General features: G+C 64.6%; 16 protein-coding genes and 1 tRNA gene. 10 read left to right on the forward strand and 7 right to left on the reverse strand.

Annotated features, from left to right (window positions below; translation table 11 throughout):
* Positions 1 to 145 precede the first annotated feature (145 nt).
* Both Q7O19_RS00485 and Q7O19_RS00490 read right to left on the reverse strand, forming a co-directional pair.
* A complete protein-coding gene (locus Q7O19_RS00485) occupies positions 146 to 2,176 on the reverse strand; it encodes an NADPH-dependent 2,4-dienoyl-CoA reductase (protein ID WP_303807978.1) in 2,031 nt (676 codons plus the stop codon).
* A gap of 158 nt (positions 2,177 to 2,334) precedes the next feature.
* Positions 2,335 to 2,419 (reverse strand) — tRNA-Leu (locus Q7O19_RS00490).
* Positions 2,420 to 2,626: 207 nt separating this feature from the next.
* Here Q7O19_RS00490 and Q7O19_RS00495 point away from each other — a divergent pair.
* From Q7O19_RS00495 to rsmD, 3 genes are all read left to right on the forward strand, one after another.
* Entirely contained in the window at positions 2,627 to 5,728 is a 3,102-nt protein-coding gene (locus tag Q7O19_RS00495; protein ID WP_303807980.1) for a TonB-dependent receptor domain-containing protein, read from the forward strand.
* Positions 5,729 to 5,823: 95 nt separating this feature from the next.
* Positions 5,824 to 7,035: a pseudouridine synthase gene (locus Q7O19_RS00500; RefSeq protein WP_303807981.1), complete on the forward strand. Its 1,212-nt coding sequence runs from the start codon at positions 5,824 to 5,826 to the stop codon at positions 7,033 to 7,035.
* Positions 7,035 to 7,571, forward strand: coding sequence for a 16S rRNA (guanine(966)-N(2))-methyltransferase RsmD (gene rsmD, locus Q7O19_RS00505; RefSeq protein WP_303807983.1), 537 nt, complete (start codon positions 7,035 to 7,037; stop codon positions 7,569 to 7,571). Before Q7O19_RS00500 ends, rsmD begins: the two co-directional genes overlap by 1 nt.
* Here rsmD and Q7O19_RS00510 read toward each other — a convergent pair whose 3' ends face one another.
* The gene (locus tag Q7O19_RS00510) at positions 7,572 to 8,468 is read right to left on the reverse strand and encodes a prephenate dehydratase (RefSeq protein ID WP_303807985.1); all 897 of its coding nucleotides are present in this window, start codon (positions 8,466 to 8,468) and stop codon (positions 7,572 to 7,574) included. It lies immediately after the preceding gene.
* Positions 8,469 to 8,601: 133 nt separating this feature from the next.
* Here Q7O19_RS00510 and Q7O19_RS00515 point away from each other — a divergent pair, with 133 nt between their 5' ends.
* Both Q7O19_RS00515 and Q7O19_RS00520 read left to right on the forward strand, forming a co-directional pair.
* Positions 8,602 to 9,204 carry a cytochrome c family protein gene (locus Q7O19_RS00515; RefSeq protein ID WP_303807987.1) on the forward strand — a complete coding sequence of 201 codons (603 nt, stop codon included), beginning with the start codon at positions 8,602 to 8,604 and terminating at the stop codon, positions 9,202 to 9,204.
* Positions 9,205 to 9,387: 183 nt separating this feature from the next.
* Positions 9,388 to 10,695: an NAD(P)-dependent alcohol dehydrogenase gene (locus Q7O19_RS00520; protein WP_303807989.1), complete on the forward strand. Its 1,308-nt coding sequence runs from the start codon at positions 9,388 to 9,390 to the stop codon at positions 10,693 to 10,695.
* Positions 10,696 to 10,736: 41 nt separating this feature from the next.
* On the opposite strand, the gene Q7O19_RS00525 is transcribed toward Q7O19_RS00520, so the two are convergent.
* Together Q7O19_RS00525 and Q7O19_RS00530 are read right to left on the reverse strand one after the other, a co-directional pair.
* The gene (locus Q7O19_RS00525; RefSeq protein WP_303807990.1) at positions 10,737 to 11,600 is read right to left on the reverse strand and encodes a TIGR00730 family Rossman fold protein; all 864 of its coding nucleotides are present in this window, start codon (positions 11,598 to 11,600) and stop codon (positions 10,737 to 10,739) included.
* A gap of 54 nt (positions 11,601 to 11,654) precedes the next feature.
* The gene (locus Q7O19_RS00530; protein ID WP_303807992.1) at positions 11,655 to 12,455 is read right to left on the reverse strand and encodes an SDR family oxidoreductase; all 801 of its coding nucleotides are present in this window, start codon (positions 12,453 to 12,455) and stop codon (positions 11,655 to 11,657) included.
* Between the two features lie 83 nt (positions 12,456 to 12,538).
* Between Q7O19_RS00530 and bla the strand changes: the two genes are divergently transcribed.
* The 5 genes from bla (at position 12,539) to Q7O19_RS00555 (ending at position 18,374) form a co-directional block, all read left to right on the forward strand.
* Positions 12,539 to 13,393 carry a class A beta-lactamase gene (bla, locus tag Q7O19_RS00535; protein WP_303807994.1) on the forward strand — a complete coding sequence of 285 codons (855 nt, stop codon included), beginning with the start codon at positions 12,539 to 12,541 and terminating at the stop codon, positions 13,391 to 13,393.
* Between the two features lie 119 nt (positions 13,394 to 13,512).
* Positions 13,513 to 14,637, forward strand: a complete 1,125-nt coding sequence (locus Q7O19_RS00540; RefSeq protein ID WP_303807996.1) for a phosphoserine transaminase — start codon at positions 13,513 to 13,515, stop codon at positions 14,635 to 14,637.
* A gap of 66 nt (positions 14,638 to 14,703) precedes the next feature.
* A complete protein-coding gene (serA, locus tag Q7O19_RS00545) occupies positions 14,704 to 16,299 on the forward strand; it encodes a phosphoglycerate dehydrogenase (protein ID WP_303807998.1) in 1,596 nt (531 codons plus the stop codon).
* 57 nt (positions 16,300 to 16,356) lie between these two features.
* Complete coding sequence (locus Q7O19_RS00550) at positions 16,357 to 17,454, forward strand: ATP phosphoribosyltransferase regulatory subunit (RefSeq protein ID WP_303808000.1); 1,098 nt, start codon at positions 16,357 to 16,359, stop codon at positions 17,452 to 17,454.
* Complete coding sequence (locus tag Q7O19_RS00555; RefSeq protein WP_303808002.1) at positions 17,451 to 18,374, forward strand: 50S ribosomal protein L11 methyltransferase; 924 nt, start codon at positions 17,451 to 17,453, stop codon at positions 18,372 to 18,374. Before Q7O19_RS00550 ends, Q7O19_RS00555 begins: the two co-directional genes overlap by 4 nt.
* Here Q7O19_RS00555 and Q7O19_RS00560 read toward each other — a convergent pair.
* Together Q7O19_RS00560 and ligA are read right to left on the reverse strand one after the other, a co-directional pair.
* Positions 18,371 to 18,520, reverse strand: coding sequence for a hypothetical protein (locus tag Q7O19_RS00560; RefSeq protein WP_303808004.1), 150 nt, complete (start codon positions 18,518 to 18,520; stop codon positions 18,371 to 18,373). The genes Q7O19_RS00555 and Q7O19_RS00560 overlap by 4 nt on opposite strands.
* Before the next feature lie 129 nt (positions 18,521 to 18,649).
* Positions 18,650 to 20,701 carry an NAD-dependent DNA ligase LigA gene (gene ligA / locus Q7O19_RS00565; RefSeq protein WP_303808006.1) on the reverse strand — a complete coding sequence of 684 codons (2,052 nt, stop codon included), beginning with the start codon at positions 20,699 to 20,701 and terminating at the stop codon, positions 18,650 to 18,652.
* Positions 20,702 to 20,993: the final 292 nt, after the last annotated feature.

Below are 20,993 nucleotides of genomic sequence, written 5' to 3' on the forward strand. Positions count from 1 at the left end.
ATCAATCGCCGCCAAAAGCCGCCGACGCAGATCCATCGATAGTGGTAGGCCCATCCATGCCGGCCTCCTTCACCAGCACGGATTCTGAACCAGAAAACGCCGCCCGAGGGAATCCCCTTTCGATTCAGACAGGTCGAAAAATGCTCTAGCTGGCCAGCGCCAGTTCCGTCGCTTCGGCAATGGCGCGCTTTGCGTCGAGCTCCGTCGCATCGCTGGCGCCGCCAATCAGCTTCGCCGGCAAACCCCGCGCCACCAGTGCATCATACAGCGCCCGTTCCGGCTCCTGCCCAGCGCAGATGATCACCGTGTCCACCTCAAACAGGCGGGGCTCACTATTCACGAGGGCGTGCAGGCCGTCATCATCGATCTTCAGATAGGTAACCCCGCCCATCATCTTTACGCCGCGCCGCACCAGGCTCAGCCTGTGGGTCCAGCCGGTGGTACGCCCCAGCGACTTGCCAGGCGCGCCGTCGCGGCGTTGCAGGATCACCACCTCGCGGTCGGCCTTTTCGATCTGCGGCACCAGCCCGGTCACACCGCCGCGCGGGTGGTTGAGGAAATCGACGCCCCATTCTCGGCAAAAGGTCGGGATATCCACCGCCGCCGACGGTCCGGCATGGGTGATCAGCGTCGCCACATCGAAACCGATGCCGCCCGCCCCCATGATCGCCACGGTGCGCCCGATCGGTTTGCGGCCCAGGATCGCATCGATATAGGGCACGGCCTTGGGGTGATCGATGCCGGGAATGTTGGGCGTACGCGGACGAATTCCGGTGGCGACGATCACCTCGTCATGGCCGGCCGCCGCCAGCATGTCAGCATCCACACGGGTGTTGAGGCGAAGCGAAATGCCCAGCTTCTCGATCATCCGGCTGAAATAGCGCAGCGTTTCGTGGAACTCCTCCTTGCCCGGTACTCGCTTGGCCAGGTTGAACTGGCCGCCGATTTCGGATCCGGCATCATAGATCGTCAGCTTGTGGCCGCGCTGGGCCGCTTCCACGGCAAAGGCCAGCCCCGCCGGCCCGGCGCCAACCACGGCCAGATCGCGCGGCGTGGCGGCAGGCACCACCGGCATCAGCGTTTCATTGCAGGCGCGCGGATTGACCAGGCACGAGGTGAGCTTGCCCGTGAACGTGTGATCAAGGCAGGCCTGGTTGCAGGCGATGCAGGTGTTGATCTCGTCCTCGCGGCCTTCGAACGCCTTGTTGACCAGATCGGCATCAGCCAGCATCGGCCGGGCCATCGAGACGAGATCGGCGTGGCCGGCGGTCAGCACCTGTTCCGCCACATCCGGCATATTGATGCGGTTCGACGTGATCATCGGCACGCCAACATGCTTCCTGATGCGCCCCGTCACTTCGGCAAAGGCGGCGCGCGGCACCATGGTGGCGATGGTCGGCACCTGGGCTTCGTGCCAGGTGAAGTGCGTGCTGATGATGGTCGCGCCGGCAGCCTCCACGGCTTGCGCCAGTTGGATCACCTCCTCGCCCGACATGCCGCCTTCCAGCATGTCCATGGCCGGGATGCGGAAGATCAGGATGAAATCATTGCCCACAGCTTCGCGGGTGCGGCGGATCACTTCGACAGGGAAGCGCATGCGGTTTTCGAAACTGCCGCCCCATTCATCAGTGCGGGTGTTGGTCTTTTCGACCAGGAAGGTGGAGAGGAGATAGCCAGCCGAGCCGATGATTTCGACGCCATCATAGCCCGCCGCCTTCGCCTGCGCGGCGCAATTGGCGAAATCATTGAGCTGCTTCTCGATCCCGTCCGCATCCAGTTCATTGGGCACGAAACGGCCGATGCGGGATCGGATGGCCGATGGCGCCACGCACGCCGCTGTGCCGGCGAGCGGCCCAGCGTGAAGGATCTGCATGACGATCTTCACATCCGGCGCAGCGGCGTGAACAGCATTGGTCACGATGCTGTGCTGCGCCGCTTCCTCGGGCGTCGAAAGCTTGCCGCCACCGCCGGCTTCATGATTGGGCGCGATGCCGCCGGTGATGATCATGCCAACTCCGCCGCGCGCGCGCTCGGCAAAGAAGGCCGCCATGCGCTCGAACCCGCCTTCGATATCCTCAAGGCCGGTGTGCATCGATCCCATCAGGATGCGATTCTTGAGACTGGTAAAGCCCAGGTCGAGCGGGGAGAAGGTGAGTGGGTATTTTGCGTGAGCCATGGCGGTGAGGCTATCAGTGGGCGGTGGGGGCGTCACCCTTGCCAGTAATCACAGGGCGCGCATGGGGGCGCAGCCGCCGCGACTGCTGGAGGGTCAAGGGAAGGAAGCAAGTGCGCGGCAAAGCCGCGACGTCGGACGGCGCTCGCGGCGCTGCGATTTGGTGCCCCTGGCCGGACTCGAACCAGCACGGATTTCTCCACTCGATTTTGAGTCGAGCGCGTCTACCAATTTCACCACAGGGGCATTGCCGGGCCGGTTAGCGCAAGGCGTGGTCAAGAGCAACAGGCAGCAGGCAGTCGATGCGGGCTTCAGGCGTCGCAAAAATGATGCATTCGCGCAACAGTTTTGCGCTCCTTTTTCGCAGCACAGCGCAAAATGGCGGTTCCGCCCTTTTCGCAGCGTAACAATTTCGCCATACATCATCTTTTAAACAGCAATTGAGGGGCTTTCATGCGTTCATTGATCCTAATGGGGGCATCCGCCCTGGCCATCGCTGCATCACCGACCTTCGCTGCCGAAGACCAGGAAACCAAGGTCGCGCAGGGTGCCGCCGAAGAGGCCGCCGCCGAAATGATGGTTGTCACGGGTTCGCGCATCGCGCGTGAGAACATCGATGCTACCGTGCCGATCACTTCGCTGAGCGCGGCTGAATTGCTGCAGAACGGCACCGTCAACGTTGGTGACCGCCTAGCGCTGCTGCCGCAATTCCGCCCGTCCTTCACCAGCCAGAACAGCGGCCGCTTCATCGGCACCGCCGGTCTGTCGATCCTCGATTTGCGTGGCCAGGGCACCAACCGCACGCTGGTGCTGCAAAATGGCCTCCGCCACGTCACCTCGCAACCGGGGGCTGCCACGGTTGACGTGTCTACCATACCGGTTGACCTGATCGAGCGCGTCGACATCGTCACCGGCGGCAACTCGTCGGTTTACGGCTCAGACGCCATCGCCGGTGTCGTCAACTTCGTGCTGAAACGTGACTTCGAGGGCATTATGGGCCGCGCCCAAGCCGGCATATCGTCACGTGGCGACTCGACCCAATATTTGGCCACCATCACCGCCGGCAAGAATTTCGCCGACGGTCGTGGGAACATCGCCCTGTCGGTCGAGTATAACAAGAGCGATCCTCTGTTCTTTGCCGATCGTCCGGAAACAGGCGCTATCACCGGCCGTTCACAGTTCCAGTTGGTGCAAGACACCGCCACTTCGGGCCCGAACGGCACTCCCGAACCGGCGGCTGGCGACGGGGTATTCGACACCCAGTTCATCAGCGGGCTCAAGAACATCGGAATTTCGACCGGCGGCGCCTTCACCTCGGTCTGCCAGGGCGTTGTCCCCGGTGCGCGTGCCACGCTGAATTGCTCGGGCCTGTTCAACGCGCTCGGCACCTCGCAGTTCGGCAACGTGTTCGTGTTCAACCCGGATGGCAGCCTCGTGAAAAACGTGGTGACGCGCGATTTCCGTCCGTTCGGTTCGGGCAATGGCCAGGGCGGCCTTGGTTCGACCCTGCGTGAAACCGGCCTGATGCAGATCGGCAACACGCGCTATGCCGCCAACCTGATCGGCAGCTTCGAAGTGTCTGATGCGTTCCGCCCCTACTTCGAAGCCAAGTGGGTGCGCACGGAATCGCTGCAGGAAGGACAGCCGACCTTCTCATCGGGCGCACTGAACCCCACCCTGAACGTCAGCAACCCGTTCCTCACCGCGCAGGCGCGTGACCTGCTGACCACATCACTGCCTGCAAGCGGCAATTTCCAGATCCAGCGCTTCAACATCGATTTCGGTGGCCGCGGCGAAAACCACAGCCGTGAATTATTCCGCGCCGTGGTGGGCGCACAGGGCAGCTTCATGGACACCTGGAGCTACAATGTCGCCCTCAACTACGGGCGGGTTGAAACCTTCTATCAAACCCGCGGCAACGTTCACCTGGCCCGTTTCACCAACGCGGTGAACGCGGTGCGCAATACAGCCGGCACGATCGTCTGCTCGGTTAACAACGATGCCATCACCACCAACGATGATCCGGCTTGCCGTCCGCTCAACCTGTTCGGCCTTGGCGCACCGTCTGCAGAAGCACTGGCCTACATCGGTCAGGTTTCAAGCCGCAACCAGTGGTCGGAACAGTTCAATGCAATCGCCACCGTTACCGGCGATTCAGCTAAGCTGTTCGAACTGCCCGGCGGTCCGGTTGGCTTCTCGGTCGGCGGCGAATGGCGTCAGGAGCGCAGCTTCTCGTCGTTCGATGATGTGACCCGCGGCGGCCAGACCTTCCTGAACTCGATCGCCAACTTCAACCCGCCGCGTCTGGACGTCTGGGAAGCCTTTGGCGAAGTCCGCCTGCCGATCCTTAAGGACGTGCCATTTTTCAAGGAACTGACGGTTGAAGCCGCCAGTCGCATTTCCAATTACAGCAGCGGAAATACAGGTACCGTCTATTCGTACAACGTTGGCGGTGTGTGGCGTCCGGTAGAAGATGTGCGCTTCCGCGCCAACTATGGCCGCGCCATCCGAGCACCGACGCAGAGCGATCTGTTCGCTGCGCAGTCGCAGACGTTCCTGAATGGTCTGTCGGATCCCTGCGGTCAGCAGAACATCAACAACAACCCGAACCGCGTTGCCAACTGCCGTGCGGGCGGTGTGCCGACCACGCAGACCTTCGTGGGCGTGACCGAGCCGTTCACCAACCGTCCGGCTTCAGGTATCTCCGGCCTTGGCGGCGGCAACCCCGGCCTGTTCGCTGAAAACTCGGATAGCTGGACGGTGGGCATGGTCTACACCCCGTCCTACCTGCCGGGGTTCGTGGCCAGTGTTGACTTCTATCGCATCAGCCTCACCGATGCTATCAACACGGTGGGCGCGCAGACCGTCATCAACCAGTGCTATGACGATCCGGGCGGCATTAACAACTCCTTCTGCGCGGCGATCTTCCGCAACCCGGATGGTACCTTCCGTGGCCAGTCCAGCGTGCTGCACGCCGGCCAGACTGTGGCCATTGCCACCACAGGCCAGTCATTTATCCAGGGTCCCTTCAACTTTGCCCGTCAGCTGACCAAGGGCATCGACTTTGATGCTGCTTACACCCACAAGTTCGGTGAAGACTGGCGCCTGAATGTTCGTGCCTTGGTGTCGCTGCTGCTGGAGCGGAACGTCTTCACCTCGATCACCGAGCCGGACCGCCTGACACGTGAGCGTAGCACGCTGGGCAGTCCGGAGCTAAACGGCCAGCTGAACGTGACCGTAGGTTATAAAGGCTTCGACTTGCTCTACAGCTTCCGCTACCTGAGCAAGCAAACCCTTAACAGCTGGGGAGCTCAGAACGAGGAACAGGGCCGTCCGCCGACGAACCTCGATGCCACGCCGTTAGTCTATTACCCGGCCATCACTTATTCGGACGTGCGTTTGACGGCCAAGGTGTACAAAGGTATTTCGGCCTACGTAGGTGTGGACAACATCTTCGACCAACTGCCACCATTGGACCTGTTGGGCACCGGCGGGGATGCAATCTTCACCAACACCGGCCGCTTCTTCTACGGCGGTGTCCAGGTGAAATTCTGATCGCCTGATCAACCGAACTGAGTTGGGGGGACGGTGGCAACACCACCCCCCTTTTTTGCCCCCTTCTCTTTTTGACAATCCGGCAGCCCGGCCGCATGGGATGCGCCATGCGACCACCACGCAAACCAACCGGGGGCAAACGCCCGGCCAGCCCCTCCGACCCCAAAACGGGTCAGCGCTCGCCTGTCCGCTCTGGCTCCCACTCTGGCCAGCGTCCGCCTGGAGCCCCGCCGCTATCGCGCCGTGACCAACGCGCTGCGGGCTGGAGCGACCGCCGCGAACGCGCCGAAACCAACGAGCGCCCGCCACGCGGCGACCGCCCCCAGCGTGATGATCGCTCGCCGCGGCCGGCCCGTTCCGAACGCCCGCAACGCGCTGAGCGCCCTGACCGGGCTGAAGGCCCACCCAGGGGTGCAAGGCCAGACCTGCGCGACCGTCCGGCCCGCACCGAACGTGCGCAGCGCGGCGAACGCCCTGCCCGCCCCGCCGCTGGCCCCGGCAAGCCGGCGCCGCGCGCCGAACAACCGCGCATCAGGCGGGGCCCGGCCCCCGTACGGCAAACCGAAGTGGCTGCGCAGCGCATCGCCAAGGCGCTGGCCCGTGCCGGCGTCGGTTCGCGCCGCGATATCGAACGCATGATCGCCGAAGGCCGCATCGCCATCGATGGCGAAGTGCTCACCTCGCCGGCGCTCAACATCACCAATCTTGCCAATGTCACCGTGGATGGTGAGCCCGTTGCCGGCATCGCGCCGGCCAAGCTCTATCGTTTCCACAAGCCTGCCGGCTTCCTGACCGCCGCGCGCGACCCCGCCGGCCGCCCGACCATCATGGATATCCTGCCGCCCAGCCTGCCGCGCGTGGTGCCGGTGGGCAGGCTCGACATGAACACCGAAGGCCTGCTGCTGCTCACCACCGATGGCGAGCTCAAGCGCGCGCTAGAGTTGCCCTCTTCGGGCGTGCCGCGCGTCTACCGCGTCCGCGCGTTCGGCGAAGTGACGCAGAAGGTGCTGGAGGCGCTGGCTGATGGCATCAGCATCGAGGGGGTCCATTACGGCCCCATCCTCGCCGATATCGAGCGCAAGACCGGCCATAATCTCTGGCTGATCGTCACCATACGCGAAGGCAAGAACCGCGAAGTGCGCCGCGTGCTCGAACATGTCGGGTTGCAGGTGAACCGGCTGATCCGCGTTGCCTATGGCCCGATCGGCCTGGATGATCTGCCGCCGCGCATGGCCGATGAAATCCCGGATTCCGATGTGGCCCTGCTGAAAGCGATGCTGAAGGCCACCAAAACGGAGCCGCGCTGATGCGCGTGATCTCTGGCAAATGGCGGGGCCGCGCCCTGAAAGCCCCCGCCGGGGAATCGACCAGGCCGACCAGCGACCGCGCCCGCGAAGCAATCTTTTCAATGCTGACCAGCCGGCTCGGCACCTTTGAAGACCTGGACGTGCTCGACCTGTTCGCCGGCACCGGCGCACTGGGGATCGAAGCGCTGTCGCGCGGCGCCGGCACGGCCTGCTTCATCGACAATGACGCCGCCGCCGTGAAGGCCATCCGCGCCAATCTCGCCGCCATGGGCGCCACCGGCGATGTGCGGCAAAGCCCTGTTGCCAGCATCGGCGGCGCACCGCGCGCGCATCACCTTGTTTTCCTTGATCCGCCCTATGGCCTTGGCCTTGCCGATCCGGCGCTCAGCCATCTCCACGAACGCGGCTGGATCGCGCCGGGCGCGCTGGTCAGCGTCGAGACGGCCGCGGCCGATCCCCTCACCTGCGATTGGGAGCGCGTCGTCGAACGCCGCTTCGGCAAGGCGCTGGTGCGCCTGCTGCGCGCACCCGCCTGATTAATCTGCCCGATCTCGTGCGCGGGGATAGGTGCCAATAATCTTCACCCAGTTGGTGAAGAAGGCCAGTTCCTCCAGCGCCCGTGCCACCGGCGGTTCCAGCGGGGATCCATCGATCTCGGCATAGAACTCCGCCTGAGAAAACTTGCCGTCGCGCAGGTATGATTCCAGCTTCGTCATGTTCACGCCATTGGTGGCAAAGCCGCCCAGCGCCTTGAACAGCGCCGCCGGCACCGAACGCACCTCGAAATTGAAACTGGTCATCGCCGGCAGCCCCAGCGGCGGCACCACGGGCTCTCGGCTCAACACCACGAAACGCGTGGTGTTGTGATCTTCATCCTCCACGCCTTCGGCCAGGATATTCAGCCCATAAAGCTCACCCGCCAGCCGGCTGGCAATCGCGCCCACACTGGCATCGCCTTCGCCTGCCACGGCGGCGGCACCGGCCGCCGTATCAAAAAACTGCACCGGTGCGATGCCCCACGCCCGCAGGTGGCGGCGCACTTGGCCCAGTGCCTGAGGATGGCTCTTCACCTCGCGCAGCGCCGCCTTTTCGCCCAGCCCCAGCAGGCAATGGCGCACCCGCACGAAATGCTCGCCAATGATGGACAGGCCGGATTCAGGCAGCAGGAAGTGGATATCGGCCACCCGGCCGTGCAGGCTGTTTTCAATCGGAATCATCGCCACGCCGGCGCGGCCGGACTGTACGGCTTCTATGGCATCTTCAAAGCTGGCGCAGGGCAAGGGCAACCGATCCGGGAACGCTTCCCGCACCGCCTGGTGGCTGTAGGCACCGGGCGCCCCCTGAAACGCCACGGCCTGTTGAGGCGCCGCGGCCGCGGCGGCCGCCATGCGATCAACCAGTATCTGGGCCATGTGCGGATAGCTGCTCGTCATGTCCGTTCGTTATGATAGTGCGCTGCAACAAGCAAATGCTTGCGAGGCGGCGCGCAATTGCCTAATCGCTAAGTCAGGAAGGCGCAGGCCGGGTTCATCCCGTGGGCAGCCGCGCGCACATTGGAGCTTCGACGTGGACAGCTTTGAGTGGAACAAGATTTTCGGTGGCGTGCTGGCAGGCCTGGTGGCCGTGCTCGGCGTGTCGATCACCAGCGACATGATGTTCGCTCGCCACCTGCCTGAAAAGCCCGGCTATGAAGTTGCCGGCGCCGAAGAAGCCCCGGCCGCAGGCGCTGCCGCCGCCGAAGTCGAAAAGCCGGCTGCTTTCTATCTGGCATCCGCCGATATCGCCAAGGGCGAAGCCGTGTTCAAGAAGTGCGCGGCCTGTCACAATGTCGATCCCGGCGGCGCCAACGGCACCGGCCCGGCACTGCACGGCATTGTCGGCCGACCGATCGCTGCCGCCGGTGGCTTCAGCTATTCCGATGCCCTGTCGGGTATGAAGGGCAAGAATTGGGATTGGGACAATCTGTGGGGCTGGCTCAAGAGCCCGAAGGCCTTCATGGCCGGCAACAAGATGAGCTTTGCCGGCATCAGCAAGCCGGAAGACCGCGCCGCCGTCATCGCCTATCTGAACTCCAAGAGCGCCAGCCCGCTGCCGCTCCCCGCAGCCCCGGCTGAAGAAGCCCCGGCTGCGGAAGAAGCCGCTCCGGCTGCCGACGCGGCCGCCAAGTAAGGCGACTCACCACGAATTCAGGGGCGGTGGCCGGGAAGGCCGCCGCCCCTTTTTCGTGCGTGCTGATCAGAGAAAACGGGCCTCCGGCGGGCAGGGGCGAGGCCCCTGCACCCGTTAGATTTCGGGAAACCGATTCCCAAGATGGCCTGTCATGCTGGCGCAGGCCAGCATCCAGCGGGGAACGTGGGCCTGCGTGGCCACCCTTGCCCACACACCATCATCGATGCAGGTCTGCGCTTGCATGTCGGTTCGGCGGAAATGATCCCCGTCTGGATTTGGGCCTTTATTTCGACCTTCCGGCATCCAAAGCCGCACCGGGGCGTTCTCCTGCTGTCAACCAGAACAGCAGAAAGAATCTCCATGACCGTCATCGGCTATGGCGCCCAGAGCGCCCATCAAAAGCTTCAACCAGTCAGCTTCGATCGCGAGCCGCTGCGGGCCGGCGAGATCGAGATCGACATCGCCTTCTGCGGGGTCTGCCATTCCGATATCCACCAATGCGCTGATGATTGGGAGAACACGGTCTGGCCCGGCGTTCCGGGTCATGAAATCGTCGGCACCGTTACCAAGATCGGGGATGGCGTGTCGAAATTCGCAATTGGCGACACGGTTGGCGTCGGCTGCATGGTCAACAGCTGCCAATTGTGCGCTGCCTGCGTCGCGGGTGAAGAGCAATATTGCTCCGGTCCGAAAAGCGCCACCTTCACCTACAACGGCCCCAAGCTGCCGAACGGATCCAACAGCTATGGCGGCTACAGCGACAGCATCACCGTGCGCGAGGAGTTCGTGGTCTCCATACCCGCAGTGATCGAACCCGCCAAAGCCGCGCCGATCCTGTGTGCCGGGGTGACGACCTATTCGCCGATGAAGCATTTCGGCCTCAAGAAGGGCCAGACGCTGGGCGTCGCCGGTGTTGGTGGGCACGGCCATATGGCCGTGCAGATCGGCAAGGCGATGGGAGCGACCGTGGTCGCGTTCACGACGTCGGCCGACAAGGTTGATGCCATCATGGCACTGGGCGCCCACAAGGTCGTGGTCATGGATGATGCGGCAGCAGTCGAGGCAGCCACACAGTCGCTCGACATCATGATCGACACCATTCCCTATCCGCATGATCTTGCCGATTATCTCGGTTTCATGAAGCCGGGATCGACCTTGGTCGTCGTGGGCAACATGATGCAGTTCGAAGCCTTCAACCCGGGACCGATGGTGTTCAACCGGATCAGCGTCGCCGGCTCGCTGATCGGCGGCGTTGCGGATACAAGGGAGGTGCTGGACCTGTGCGCAGAACACGGCATCGGGCCCGAAATAAAGATGATCGAAATTGCCGACATCAACGATGCGTTCGACAGCATCAGGAACAACGACGTGCGCTTTCGTCATGTCATCGACATGGCGTCACTCAAAGCGGAGCGTCAGGCGAGGGGGCCAGACCGCATGTACCTGGAAGCGCCGAAGCGCGGGGACGTGGTCAACCGCAAGCCGGCATGAGGCGGATGGGGACGACCAGAGGGCGATTCTGGCCGCTTCCCTTACAGCCCGTAATGCGCCTTCACGATCGCCCAGCCTTCTTCCGCCGTTTCGACGAAGTGGAACAGCTTCAGGTCATCCGGTGCGATCACGCCTTCCTCGGCCAGGGCTTCGAAATTCACCACACGGTTCCAGAATTCGCGGCCATAGAGCAGGATCGGCAGCGGAGCGACCTTGCCGGTTTGCACCAGGGTGAGCAGTTCGAAGAACTCATCGAACGTGCCGAAGCCGCCGGGGAACACCGCCACCGCCTTGGCGCGCATCAGGAAGTGCATCTTGCGCAGCGCGAAATAGTGGAACTGGAACGACAGACCCGGCGTCACATAGGGATTGGGCACCTGTTCGTGCGGCAGCACGATATTCATGCCCACTGATGGTGCGCCGCTTTCCCAGGCGCCGCGGTTGGCGGCTTCCATGATCGATGGCCCACCGCCCGAGCAGACGGTGAAGCAGCGTTCGCCTTCCTTGCAGAAGGTGGAGACCATCACGGCCAGTTCGCGGGCCACGTCGTAATAACGGGCATTGCGGGCCAGGCGCGCAGCGACGGCCTTGCGTTCCGGGGTTTCGGCTGCGGCGATCAGCGCCGGGGCTTCTTCCGGTGACGGGATGCGAGCCGATCCGTAAAACACGAACGTGCTGTGGATATCGGCTTCGGCCAGCAACACTTCCGGTTTCATCAGTTCCAATTGGAAGCGCACCGGGCGCAGATCCTCGCGCAGCAGGAAATCGGCATCCTGAAAGGCCAGTCGATAGGCGGGATGCTCTGTTTGCGGCACAGCGGTGGGCGTGTTGCCCAACTTCGCATCTTCTTCGGCGGTCGGGAAAATGCTTTGTGGGACACTAGGGGGAACCGGAGGGTTCATCATCTTCTTCTTTCTTCACAAAACGGCTGAGGCCCATAAGGCAGCCGGCCGGGCTTGTCACGCCTGTTCGTTGAGGCCCAGCACTGCGGTGGCTTCGACCACGCTGTTGGTGCGCCACGCCATGTCGTTTTGCAGATGGGCGTGGGTGGGAATGTGAAACAGGCCGAGATCGAGGCCCTTCAGGCACAATTCGGCGGCGCGTTCGGGCAAAATGATGCCCATATCCGCCGGCCAGCGCGCCGGATCGTCGCCCAGCCCCGGCGCCGTCATGCCCGTATAAACCCCGCCGGGCAGCAGCACATGAACATCCAGCGGCTTGCCGGCGTTGCGGCTTTCGGTGGCCAGCCATTCGGCCAGGATCAGCACGCCATGTTTGGACGCCGCATAAAGGCCGATGCCGTTGTTCTGCACCGACGGTGGCAGCGACAGGCTGTTTTCCGATCCGGTGATGACGATCCGCGCGCGCCAGCCGCCGGCCTCCGCCGCCGTGCACAGCGCCTGCGCCAGCCGCGTTGGCCCCAACATGTTGATTTCCCACAGCCGCGCCAGGTCGGCATCATCCAGATCGGCCTTTAGTAGCCGGCGCCGATAACCGATGCCGGCATTGGCGAACACTGCATCCAGCCGGCCATGGCTGGCGACGAGTTGCGCCACGGCCGCCGGACCGGCCGCACCATCGGCCAGATCGAGCACAAGCGCTTCGCCGTCGCAAAGCGCCGCCGTTTCGGCGACGCCTTCCGCATTGATATCGGCCGCCGTCACCAGTGCCCCACGCTGCGCCAACTGCACCGCAAGCGCCCGCCCGATGCCGCTGGCCGCTCCGGTGATCAGCACGCGTTGCCCGGTCCAGTCGATCATCCCCAGTTTCCTCTTTGCGGTTGGATTGACGAGACGCCATCGCCGGTGCGAGGTCAATGCCCGGCCGACACGAGGGAGAATGCATGATCGACCGCCGCATGCTCATGACCGGCCTGCCGCTCCTTGCCGCCGCCGCGCCGGACCGCTTCGCCCCGCTGCGCCGCGCCATCACGGCTGTTGAGCGCAGCGCTGGCGGTCCGATCGGCATATCGCTGCTCGACACCCACACCGGCGAACGCTTCGGCCACCGCGCCAACGATCGCTTCCCATTGTGCTCCACCTTCAAGCTGCTGCTTGCTGCCCGGCTGCTGCATGGGGCGGATAAGGGCCAATGGGCGATGGCCGAACGCTTGCCGGTGACCAAGGCGGACATGCTGTTCAACGCGCCCTTCACCGAAAAACGCATCGGCGGCACGGCCAGCCTGCTGGAACTGGCCGAGGCGATGGCCGTGCTCTCCGACAATCCCGCCGCCAATATCGCATTGGCGAAGGTGGGCGGCCCGGCGGCGCTCACGGCCTGGTTGCGGTCCATCGCCGATCAGACCACCCGGATCGACCGCAACGAGCCTGAAATGAACAACGAAACTCCCGGCGACCCGCGCGACACCACCACGCCGACCGCCATGCTGGCCACGTCGCGGGCATTGGTGGAGGGCCGCATTCTCTCACCTGCCGCGCGCCGCACGCTGTTCGGCTGGATGCAGGCCAGCAAGACCGCCGACACCATGATCCGTGCCGCGCTGCCGCTGGGGTGGCAGGAAGCCAACAAGACCGGCGCCGGTTCATGGCGCGCCCGCAACATCGTTTCGGTGATCACCCCACCGGGGCGCAAGCCGACCTGGGTCGCCGCCTATCTGTTCGCGGCCAAATCCGAACTGGCCGAACGCAACCGCCAGTTCGTGCCGCTGGGTCGCGCCATCGTCGAGTCGGTGAACTAGGGCGGGGCCCGCGCATCCACGGTAGATCCGAAACCGCTTGACCCCGCCGGCCAAATCCCTATCCCCGGCGGCGGGCCACGCCGTCCCAACGCGGCGCGCGCTCTCTGTGAGGAGAGAACATGACTGCCAAACCAACCGCGCTTCCGGCGCGTCCGCATTTTTCGTCCGGTCCCTGCGCCAAGCGTCCCGGATGGAGCCCCCAAAATCTTGCGATTGAGTCGCTTGGTCGCTCGCATCGGTCCAAGCTTGGCAAGGCGCGACTGAAGCACGCCATCGATCTGACCCGCAAGCTGCTCGGCATCCCCGACACGCACCGCATCGGCATCGTGCCGGCCAGCGATACCGGCGCCTATGAAATGGCGATGTGGACCATGCTGGGCGCCCGCCCGGTCACCGCAATCGCCTGGGAAAGCTTTGGCGAAGGCTGGGTGACCGATGCCGCCAAGCAGCTGAAACTGAACCCCACCATCATCATAGCCCCCTATGGCGAACTGCCCGATCTGGCCGCTGTCGACTTCAGCACCGACGTGCTGTTCACCGCCAACGGCACCACGTCCGGCGTGCGCGTCCCCAATTATGATTGGGTGCCGGCCAACCGCGAAGGCCTGACCTTCGCCGACGCCACCTCCGCCGTGTTCGCGCAGGACGTCGATTGGGACAAAGTCGATGTGCTGACGTACAGCTGGCAGAAGGTGCTGGGCGGCGAAGGCGGCCACGGCATGCTCATCCTCGGCCCGCGCGCCGTCGAGCGGCTGGAAAGCTACACCCCGGCCTGGCCGCTGCCCAAGATCTTCCGCCTCGTCTCCAAGGGCAAGCTGACCGAAGGCATCTTCGTTGGCGAAACCATCAACACTCCCTCCATGCTGGCCGTGGAAGATTATATCGACGCGCTGGAATGGGCCGATGGCCTGGGTGGCCTCGACGCCCTGAAGGCCCGCGCCGATGCCAATGCTGCGGCGCTCGACGCCTGGGTGCAGTCGCGCCCGTGGGTCGAACATCTGGCCAAGGATGCCGCCTCGCGCTCCAACACGTCGGTCTGCCTTGTCCTGCCCGGCCTTGCCGAAGAGCAGGTGAAGGCGATCGTGTCGCTCCTCGAAAAGGAGAAGGCCGCCTATGACACCGGCGCCTATCGCGACGCCCCGGCCGGCCTGCGCATCTGGTGCGGCGCAACCGTCGACACCGCCGATGTGGTCGCGCTGACCCACTGGCTCGACTGGGCCCACGCCGAGGTGACGGCGGCCTGAGCGGCTGCCGTCCCTTCCGCCCCTTCCCGGCCCCGACGCCGGACTCACATTCCCGGAGCAACACCCATGCCCACCACCCGTACCCCCAAAGTCCTAATCTCCGATCAGATGTCCCCCAAGGCCGCCGAGATCTTCCGCGCCCGCGGTATCGAAGTGGACGAAATCACCGGCCTGTCGAAGGACGAGCTGATCAAGATCATCGGCAACTATGATGGCCTAGCCATCCGTTCCTCCACCAAGGTCACCAAGGAGGTGCTCGCCGCCGCCACCAATCTGAAGGTGGTGGGCCGCGCCGGCATCGGTGTGGACAATGTCGATATCCCGGCCGCCTCGGCGCTCGGCGTCGTGGTGATGAACACGCCGTTCGGTAACTCGATCACCACCGCCGAACACGCCATCGCCCTGATGTTCGCGCTCGCCCGCCAGCTGCCCGAGGCTGACGCCTCCACCCAGGCCGGCAAATGGGAAAAGAACCGCTTCATGGGCGTCGAAGTGACCGCCAAGACGCTGGGCCTGATTGGCGCCGGCAACATCGGCAGCATCGTCGCCGATCGCGCCCTGGGCCTGAAGATGAAGGTGATCGCCTTCGATCCGTTCCTCACCCCGGAACGTGCCGAGCATATTGGCGTGACCAAGGTGACGCTGGATGAACTGCTGGCCGGTGCCGATTTCATCAGCCTGCACACGCCGCTCACCGACAGCACCCGCAACATCCTGAGCCGCGAAAACCTGCTGAAGTGCAAGCCAGGCATCCGCATCGTCAACTGCGCGCGCGGCGGCCTGATCGACGAAGTGGCGCTGAAGGAACTGCTCGATTCCGGCCACATCGCCGGCGCCGCGCTCGACGTGTTCCTGGAAGAACCGGCCAAGGCCTCACCGCTGTTCGGCACGCCCAACTTCGTCTCCACCCCGCACCTTGGCGCGTCGACCGACGAAGCCCAGGTCAACGTCGCCATCCAGGTGGCGGAGCAACTCAGCGATTTCCTGCTAACTGGCGGCGTCACCAATGCGCTCAACATGCCGTCGCTCTCCGCCGAGGAAGCACCACGCCTCAAGCCCTACATGGCGCTGGCCGAACGGCTCGGCAGCCTGGTCGGCCAGCTCGACAACGAAGGCATCAAATCGGTCCGCGTTGAAGTGGAAGGTGCCGCGGCCCAGCTGAACCTAAAGCCGATCACGGCGGCCGTGCTGGCCGGCCTGATGCGCACGCACTCAGACACGGTCAACATGGTCAACGCGCCCTATCTGGCGCGCGAGCGCGAGATCGAGATCGCCGAAGTGCGCCACGACCGCGAAACTGATTATCACACGCTACTGCGCGTGACGGTAATGACCGCCAGCGGTCCGCGAACAGTTGCGGGCACCTTGTTCGGCAACAGCAAACCGCGCCTCACCGAGATTTTCGGCATCACCGTCGAAGCCGATCTCGCCGGCGACATGCTGTACATCGTCAACGAGGACAAGCCGGGCTTCATCGGCCGCCTCGGCACCGCGCTGGGCGGGTCTGACGTGAACATCGGCACCTTCCACCTTGGCCGCTGCGATGCCGGTGACGAGGCTGTGCTGCTGCTCTCCGTCGACAACGACATCCCCAACGCGCTGCTCACCACCATCCGCGCCCTGCCCGGCGTGAAGGTGGCCAGCGCCCTGCGCTTCGTGTGATGGCTGGCGGGGAGGAAGCGCTTGCTGCCCTCCCCGCTTGCCGCTAACCGCCTCCCCATGACAAGTTTCGGCCTCCTCCCCGAAGGGTTGCGCGATCGGCTGCCGCCGCAAGCCCAAGCCCTTGCCAGCCTGGTGCGCACCCTCACCGATGTGTGCGCCGCCCATGGCTATGAACGGGTGGCGCCACCGCTGATCGAATATGAAGCCAGCCTGGCCAGTGGCAGCAGCCGCGAACGCCTGCGCTTCACCGATCCGGTCAGCCAGATGACGCTGGCGCTGCGTTCCGACATCACCGGCCAGGTTGGCCGTATCGCCGTCACCCGCCTTGCCGGGCAGGCGCGCCCGCTGCGGCTGATGTATGCCGGGCAAGTGGCGCGCGTGCGCGGTGATCAGCTTTCGCCCGAACGCGCACGCACCCAGGCTGGCGCCGAACTGATCGGCAGCGACAGCCCGGCCGCCGCTGTCGAAGTGCTGGCCGTCGCCGTGGAAGCGCTGACCGCCACGGGCCTCACCGGGCTTTCGGTCGATCTCACCATGCCAACGCTGGTTGCCGATCTCGCTGCTGCCGGCTGGTCGCTGGGCAATGCGTCGCTCAGCGACGTGCAGGCCTGGCTGGACGGCAAGGATGTCGGCGCCCTGCGCGCCGCCGGTGCCGATCAATATGTGCCGCTGATCGCCGCTGCTGGCCCGGTAAACAGTGCACTGGCGGCGCTGAAGCAGCTTGATCTGCCCAATGCTGTGCTGGCGCGACTGGATGCGATTGCCGCGCTGGCTGATGGACTGAACGGCGTCTCCGTGACACTCGACCCCACCGAGCGCCACGGCTTTGAATATCAGACCTGGCTGGGCTTCTCGTTGTTCGGCGCCGGCCTGATGGCCGAAGTCGGCCGCGGCGGCGCCTACACGGTCGCGCACAGCGATGGCCGGCAGGAGGCCGCGATCGGCTTCTCGCTCTATGTCGATGGACTGGTTGATCTCGGTCTGGGCCAGGAAGCCCGCACCCGCGTGTTGCTGCCCGTCGGCACCTCGGCCGATATCGGGGCCGAATTGCGCCAGCAGGGCTGGATCACGGTGACGGCGCTGGAAGCGGATGCAGAGGCCAAGGCCCTGAGTTGCAGCCACATATTTGCCGACGGCGCGGTGCGGCCCGCATGAGCTGGGCGCTGCGTTTCGCGGTGAACCGCGCCGAAGCCGAAACCCTGCCCGACCTGTTCGAGTTGATGGACGAGCCACCAACGCTGAATGTTGAGGAACCCGACCCGTCCAAGCCCGATGACTGGGTGTTGACCGCCTATTTCGCTGATCAACCGGATGCCACGTCGGTCGATCTGATTGTCGGTCTGTTCGAATCTGCCGCCAAGCCGGTGCTGGAAGAGCTGCCGGAAGCCGACTGGACCACCATGTCGCAGCGCGACCTGGCCCCGGTGCGGGCCGGGCGCTTCATCATCCACACCGCCGATCATACCGATGCAGTGCGGATCGGCGATTGGGCTTTTCGTATCGAAGCCGGCCTCGCCTTCGGCACCGGCCAGCATGCCACCACGCACGGCTGCATGGCGGCGATCGCGCGCCTGAAAAAAATGCGGGATTTTCGCAATATCGCCGATATCGGCACCGGCACCGGTGTGCTGGCCATGGCGGCCCTGCAGGCCAATCGCAGCGCGCGGGCCATTGCCAGCGATATCGATCCGATCGCCATCGACGTGGCGGCGGAAAATCTGGCGTTGAACCATTTTGTCGCAGGCGCATGTGCAGGGCGCATGGCTCTGGCGGTTTGCCCTGGGCTTGCCGCCCCGTCGCTGCGCAACCGCGCGCCCTATGATCTGGTGCTGGCCAATATATTGGCACCGCCGCTGATCGCGCTGGCGCGGGACATGGCGCGGGTGATCGCGCCCGGCGGCGTGCTGGTGATGGCGGGACTTCTCCACCACCAGCAACGCGCCGTCGCCAACGCCTATCGCCGGCACGGGTTGGTGCCGGCGTGGCCGATGGACCGCAGGGCCGAATGGTCCTGCCTGGTTCTGACGAAAAAAGGACTCAAACCTAAAGGCTTGCGCCTGTTCAACGGGCCTTAGAGCGCGTGGAACAGACGGGCTTCGACCGCAGCTGGCGTCAGCATGATGCGACGCTTGCGGATCGGCAGGGGGCGGACCGGGGCCAGAACTTCGGACACCGGAACAGCGCGCACCTGCGGTTCAAATTCAGTCGATACGACTTTCATTGGTACGCTCCTGTTGATGAGCCGGGCCAATTCCCGGCTGACAAGGGCTGTAATAAGACTGTCACACGCCATTGTGCAGTGCAGCAGTTTGGGCATCAGCCATGCACTGAGAACATAGATTACATCTAATCAGGACTCAGTTTGCGCCTGCGCCACCAGCGCCAGCCAGCCATCCTCATCAACAACCTGGATGCCAAGCGCTTGCGCCTTGGCCAGCTTCGATCCCGCCCCCGGTCCGGCGACCAGCAGGCTGGTCTTGGCAGACACGCTGCCGGACGTCTTGGCGCCGAGCAGTTCGGCCTGGGCCTCGGCTTCCTCGCGGGTGCATTTCTCCAGCGCGCCGGTGAACACGATGGTCTTGCCCGAAAGTCCGGTCTGTTTCACCTCCGGCAACGGCTGAGGCGTCACTTCAGCCAACAGGGCGGCCAGTGTGTCGCGATTGTGCGGTTCGGCGAAGAAATCGATCAGGGCTTCGGCGACAATGGCGCCGATGCCGTTCACCGCCGTCAGCCGATTGACCGCATCATCGGCCATCGCTGCGTCCTGCACCGCCTCGGCCGAACGGAAGGCGCGGGCGAGATCGCGCGCCGTCACCTCGCCAACATGGCGGATGCCGAGCGCGAACAGGAAGCGATCCAGGCTCACCGTCCGCCTCTCGTCGATGGCGGCGAGCAACTTGTCGACCGACTTTTCCTTGAAACCGGGCAGCGCCAGCAGCGCGTCGCGATCCAGCCGGAATAGCGCGGCCGGCCCGTTGATCAAGCCGGCGCTGGCAAACAGCTCCAGCCGCTCGGTGCCCAGCCCTTCGATATCGAAGGCATTGCGCGACACGAAGTGCCGCAGCCGCTCTTGCCGCTGCGCCAGGCAGGTCAGGCCACCGGTGCAACGCTTCACGGCGCCATCCTCTTCGCGCACCGCCGTGGAACCGCAGGCCGGGCAATGATCGGGGAAGACGAACGCGGGCCCACGCGGCGCATCAGACAGCACCACACCCAGCACCTGCGGGATCACGTCGCCGGCTCGCTGCACCTGCACCCGGTCCCCCACCCGCATGTCGAGCCGGGCAATCTCGTCTTCATTGTGCAACGTGGCGTTGGTGACAACGACCCCGCCAACGGTAACAGGCGCCAGCCGCGCGACGGGCGTGAGCGCGCCGGTACGGCCGACCTGGATATCGATCGCCTCCAGCAAGGTTTCGGCCTTCTCCGCCGGGAATTTGTGCGCCACGGCCCAACGCGGCGAGCGCGCCACCTGGCCCAGCCGCTCCTGCCAATCCAGCCGCTCCACCTTGTAGACAACACCATCGATATCGAAGGGCAAGTCCGCCCGCCGGCGCTCCAGATCAGCGGTGAAGGCGAGACATTGCTCCAGCGTGGCATCGCCCACCGCCAGACTGCCGGTGTCGAAGCCCCAGCTTGCAATCGCCGCCGTCACTTCGCTCTGGGTGGCGCCCGGCGTCGCACTCATCTCGCCCCAGCCGTGGACGATGAAGGCCAGCGGCCGGCTGGCGCTGATCGCCGGATCAAGCTGGCGCAGCGAGCCTGCGGCCGCATTGCGTGGATTGGCAAAGATCTTGGCACCAGCCTCAGCCTGCCGCGCGTTCAACGCGGCAAAACCAGCCTTGGACATGTAGATTTCGCCGCGCACCTCCGCCACCTGCGGCGCGCCGGCCGGCAGCGCGTGCGCCAGCCCGGTGACATGGGCGAGATTGGCCGTCACCTCCTCCCCCACCGCGCCATCGCCGCGGGTGGCACCGTTCACCAGCCGGCCATTTTCAAACCGCATCGCGCAAGACAGCCCGTCAATCTTGGCTTCGGCGCGCAGCCACACGTCGGCATCGTCGGGCAGGTTCAGAAACCGCCGCACCCGCGCCACGAACTCGCAGGCTTCCTCATTGCTGAACACATTATCCAGGCTCAGCATCGGCTTTGAATGGGTAATCTTGGCAAAGCCCGCCGCCGGCTTCGATCCCACCCGGAAACTCGGGCTGTCGCTTCGCACCAGGTGCGGAAAGGCCGCTTCGATGGCGGCATTGCGCTGCACCAGCGCATCGTAATCCGCGTCCGAGATCTTGGGCGCGTCTTTCTGGTAATAGGCCTCACTGTGGTGGGCGATGGCTTCTGCCAGCCGCGACAGTTCAGCGGCGGCGTCAGGCTCGGTAACGGGCAGCGCATCAGTCATGCGTGCTGCCATATCATGCAAAAAGGGCGGGAGAAGCCCCCCGCCCTTTCGCAACTCAAACTTGCTCAGCGTTCATCCGCAGATCCCAGTACTCCGTCGGCTTCAGCGCCGCTTACAGCTCGACGCCCCAAATCGAGAGCCAAACAGCGCTCAGCACCGGTAAGGCCGCCACCGAGCCGCCACCCGCACGCGCCTAGAAATCGCGGAAATCGCTGTAGAACACGGTGCCCGACAGGTAGACGCGGCCTTCAAGGAACCTGCCCCTGGCGCCGCGCGCCTGAGAACGGGACAT

Origin of the sequence: Sandarakinorhabdus limnophila DSM 17366 (genome assembly GCF_945882885.1) — a bacterium.
GTDB classification, from domain to species: Bacteria; Pseudomonadota; Alphaproteobacteria; order Sphingomonadales; family Sphingomonadaceae; genus Sandarakinorhabdus; species Sandarakinorhabdus limnophila_A.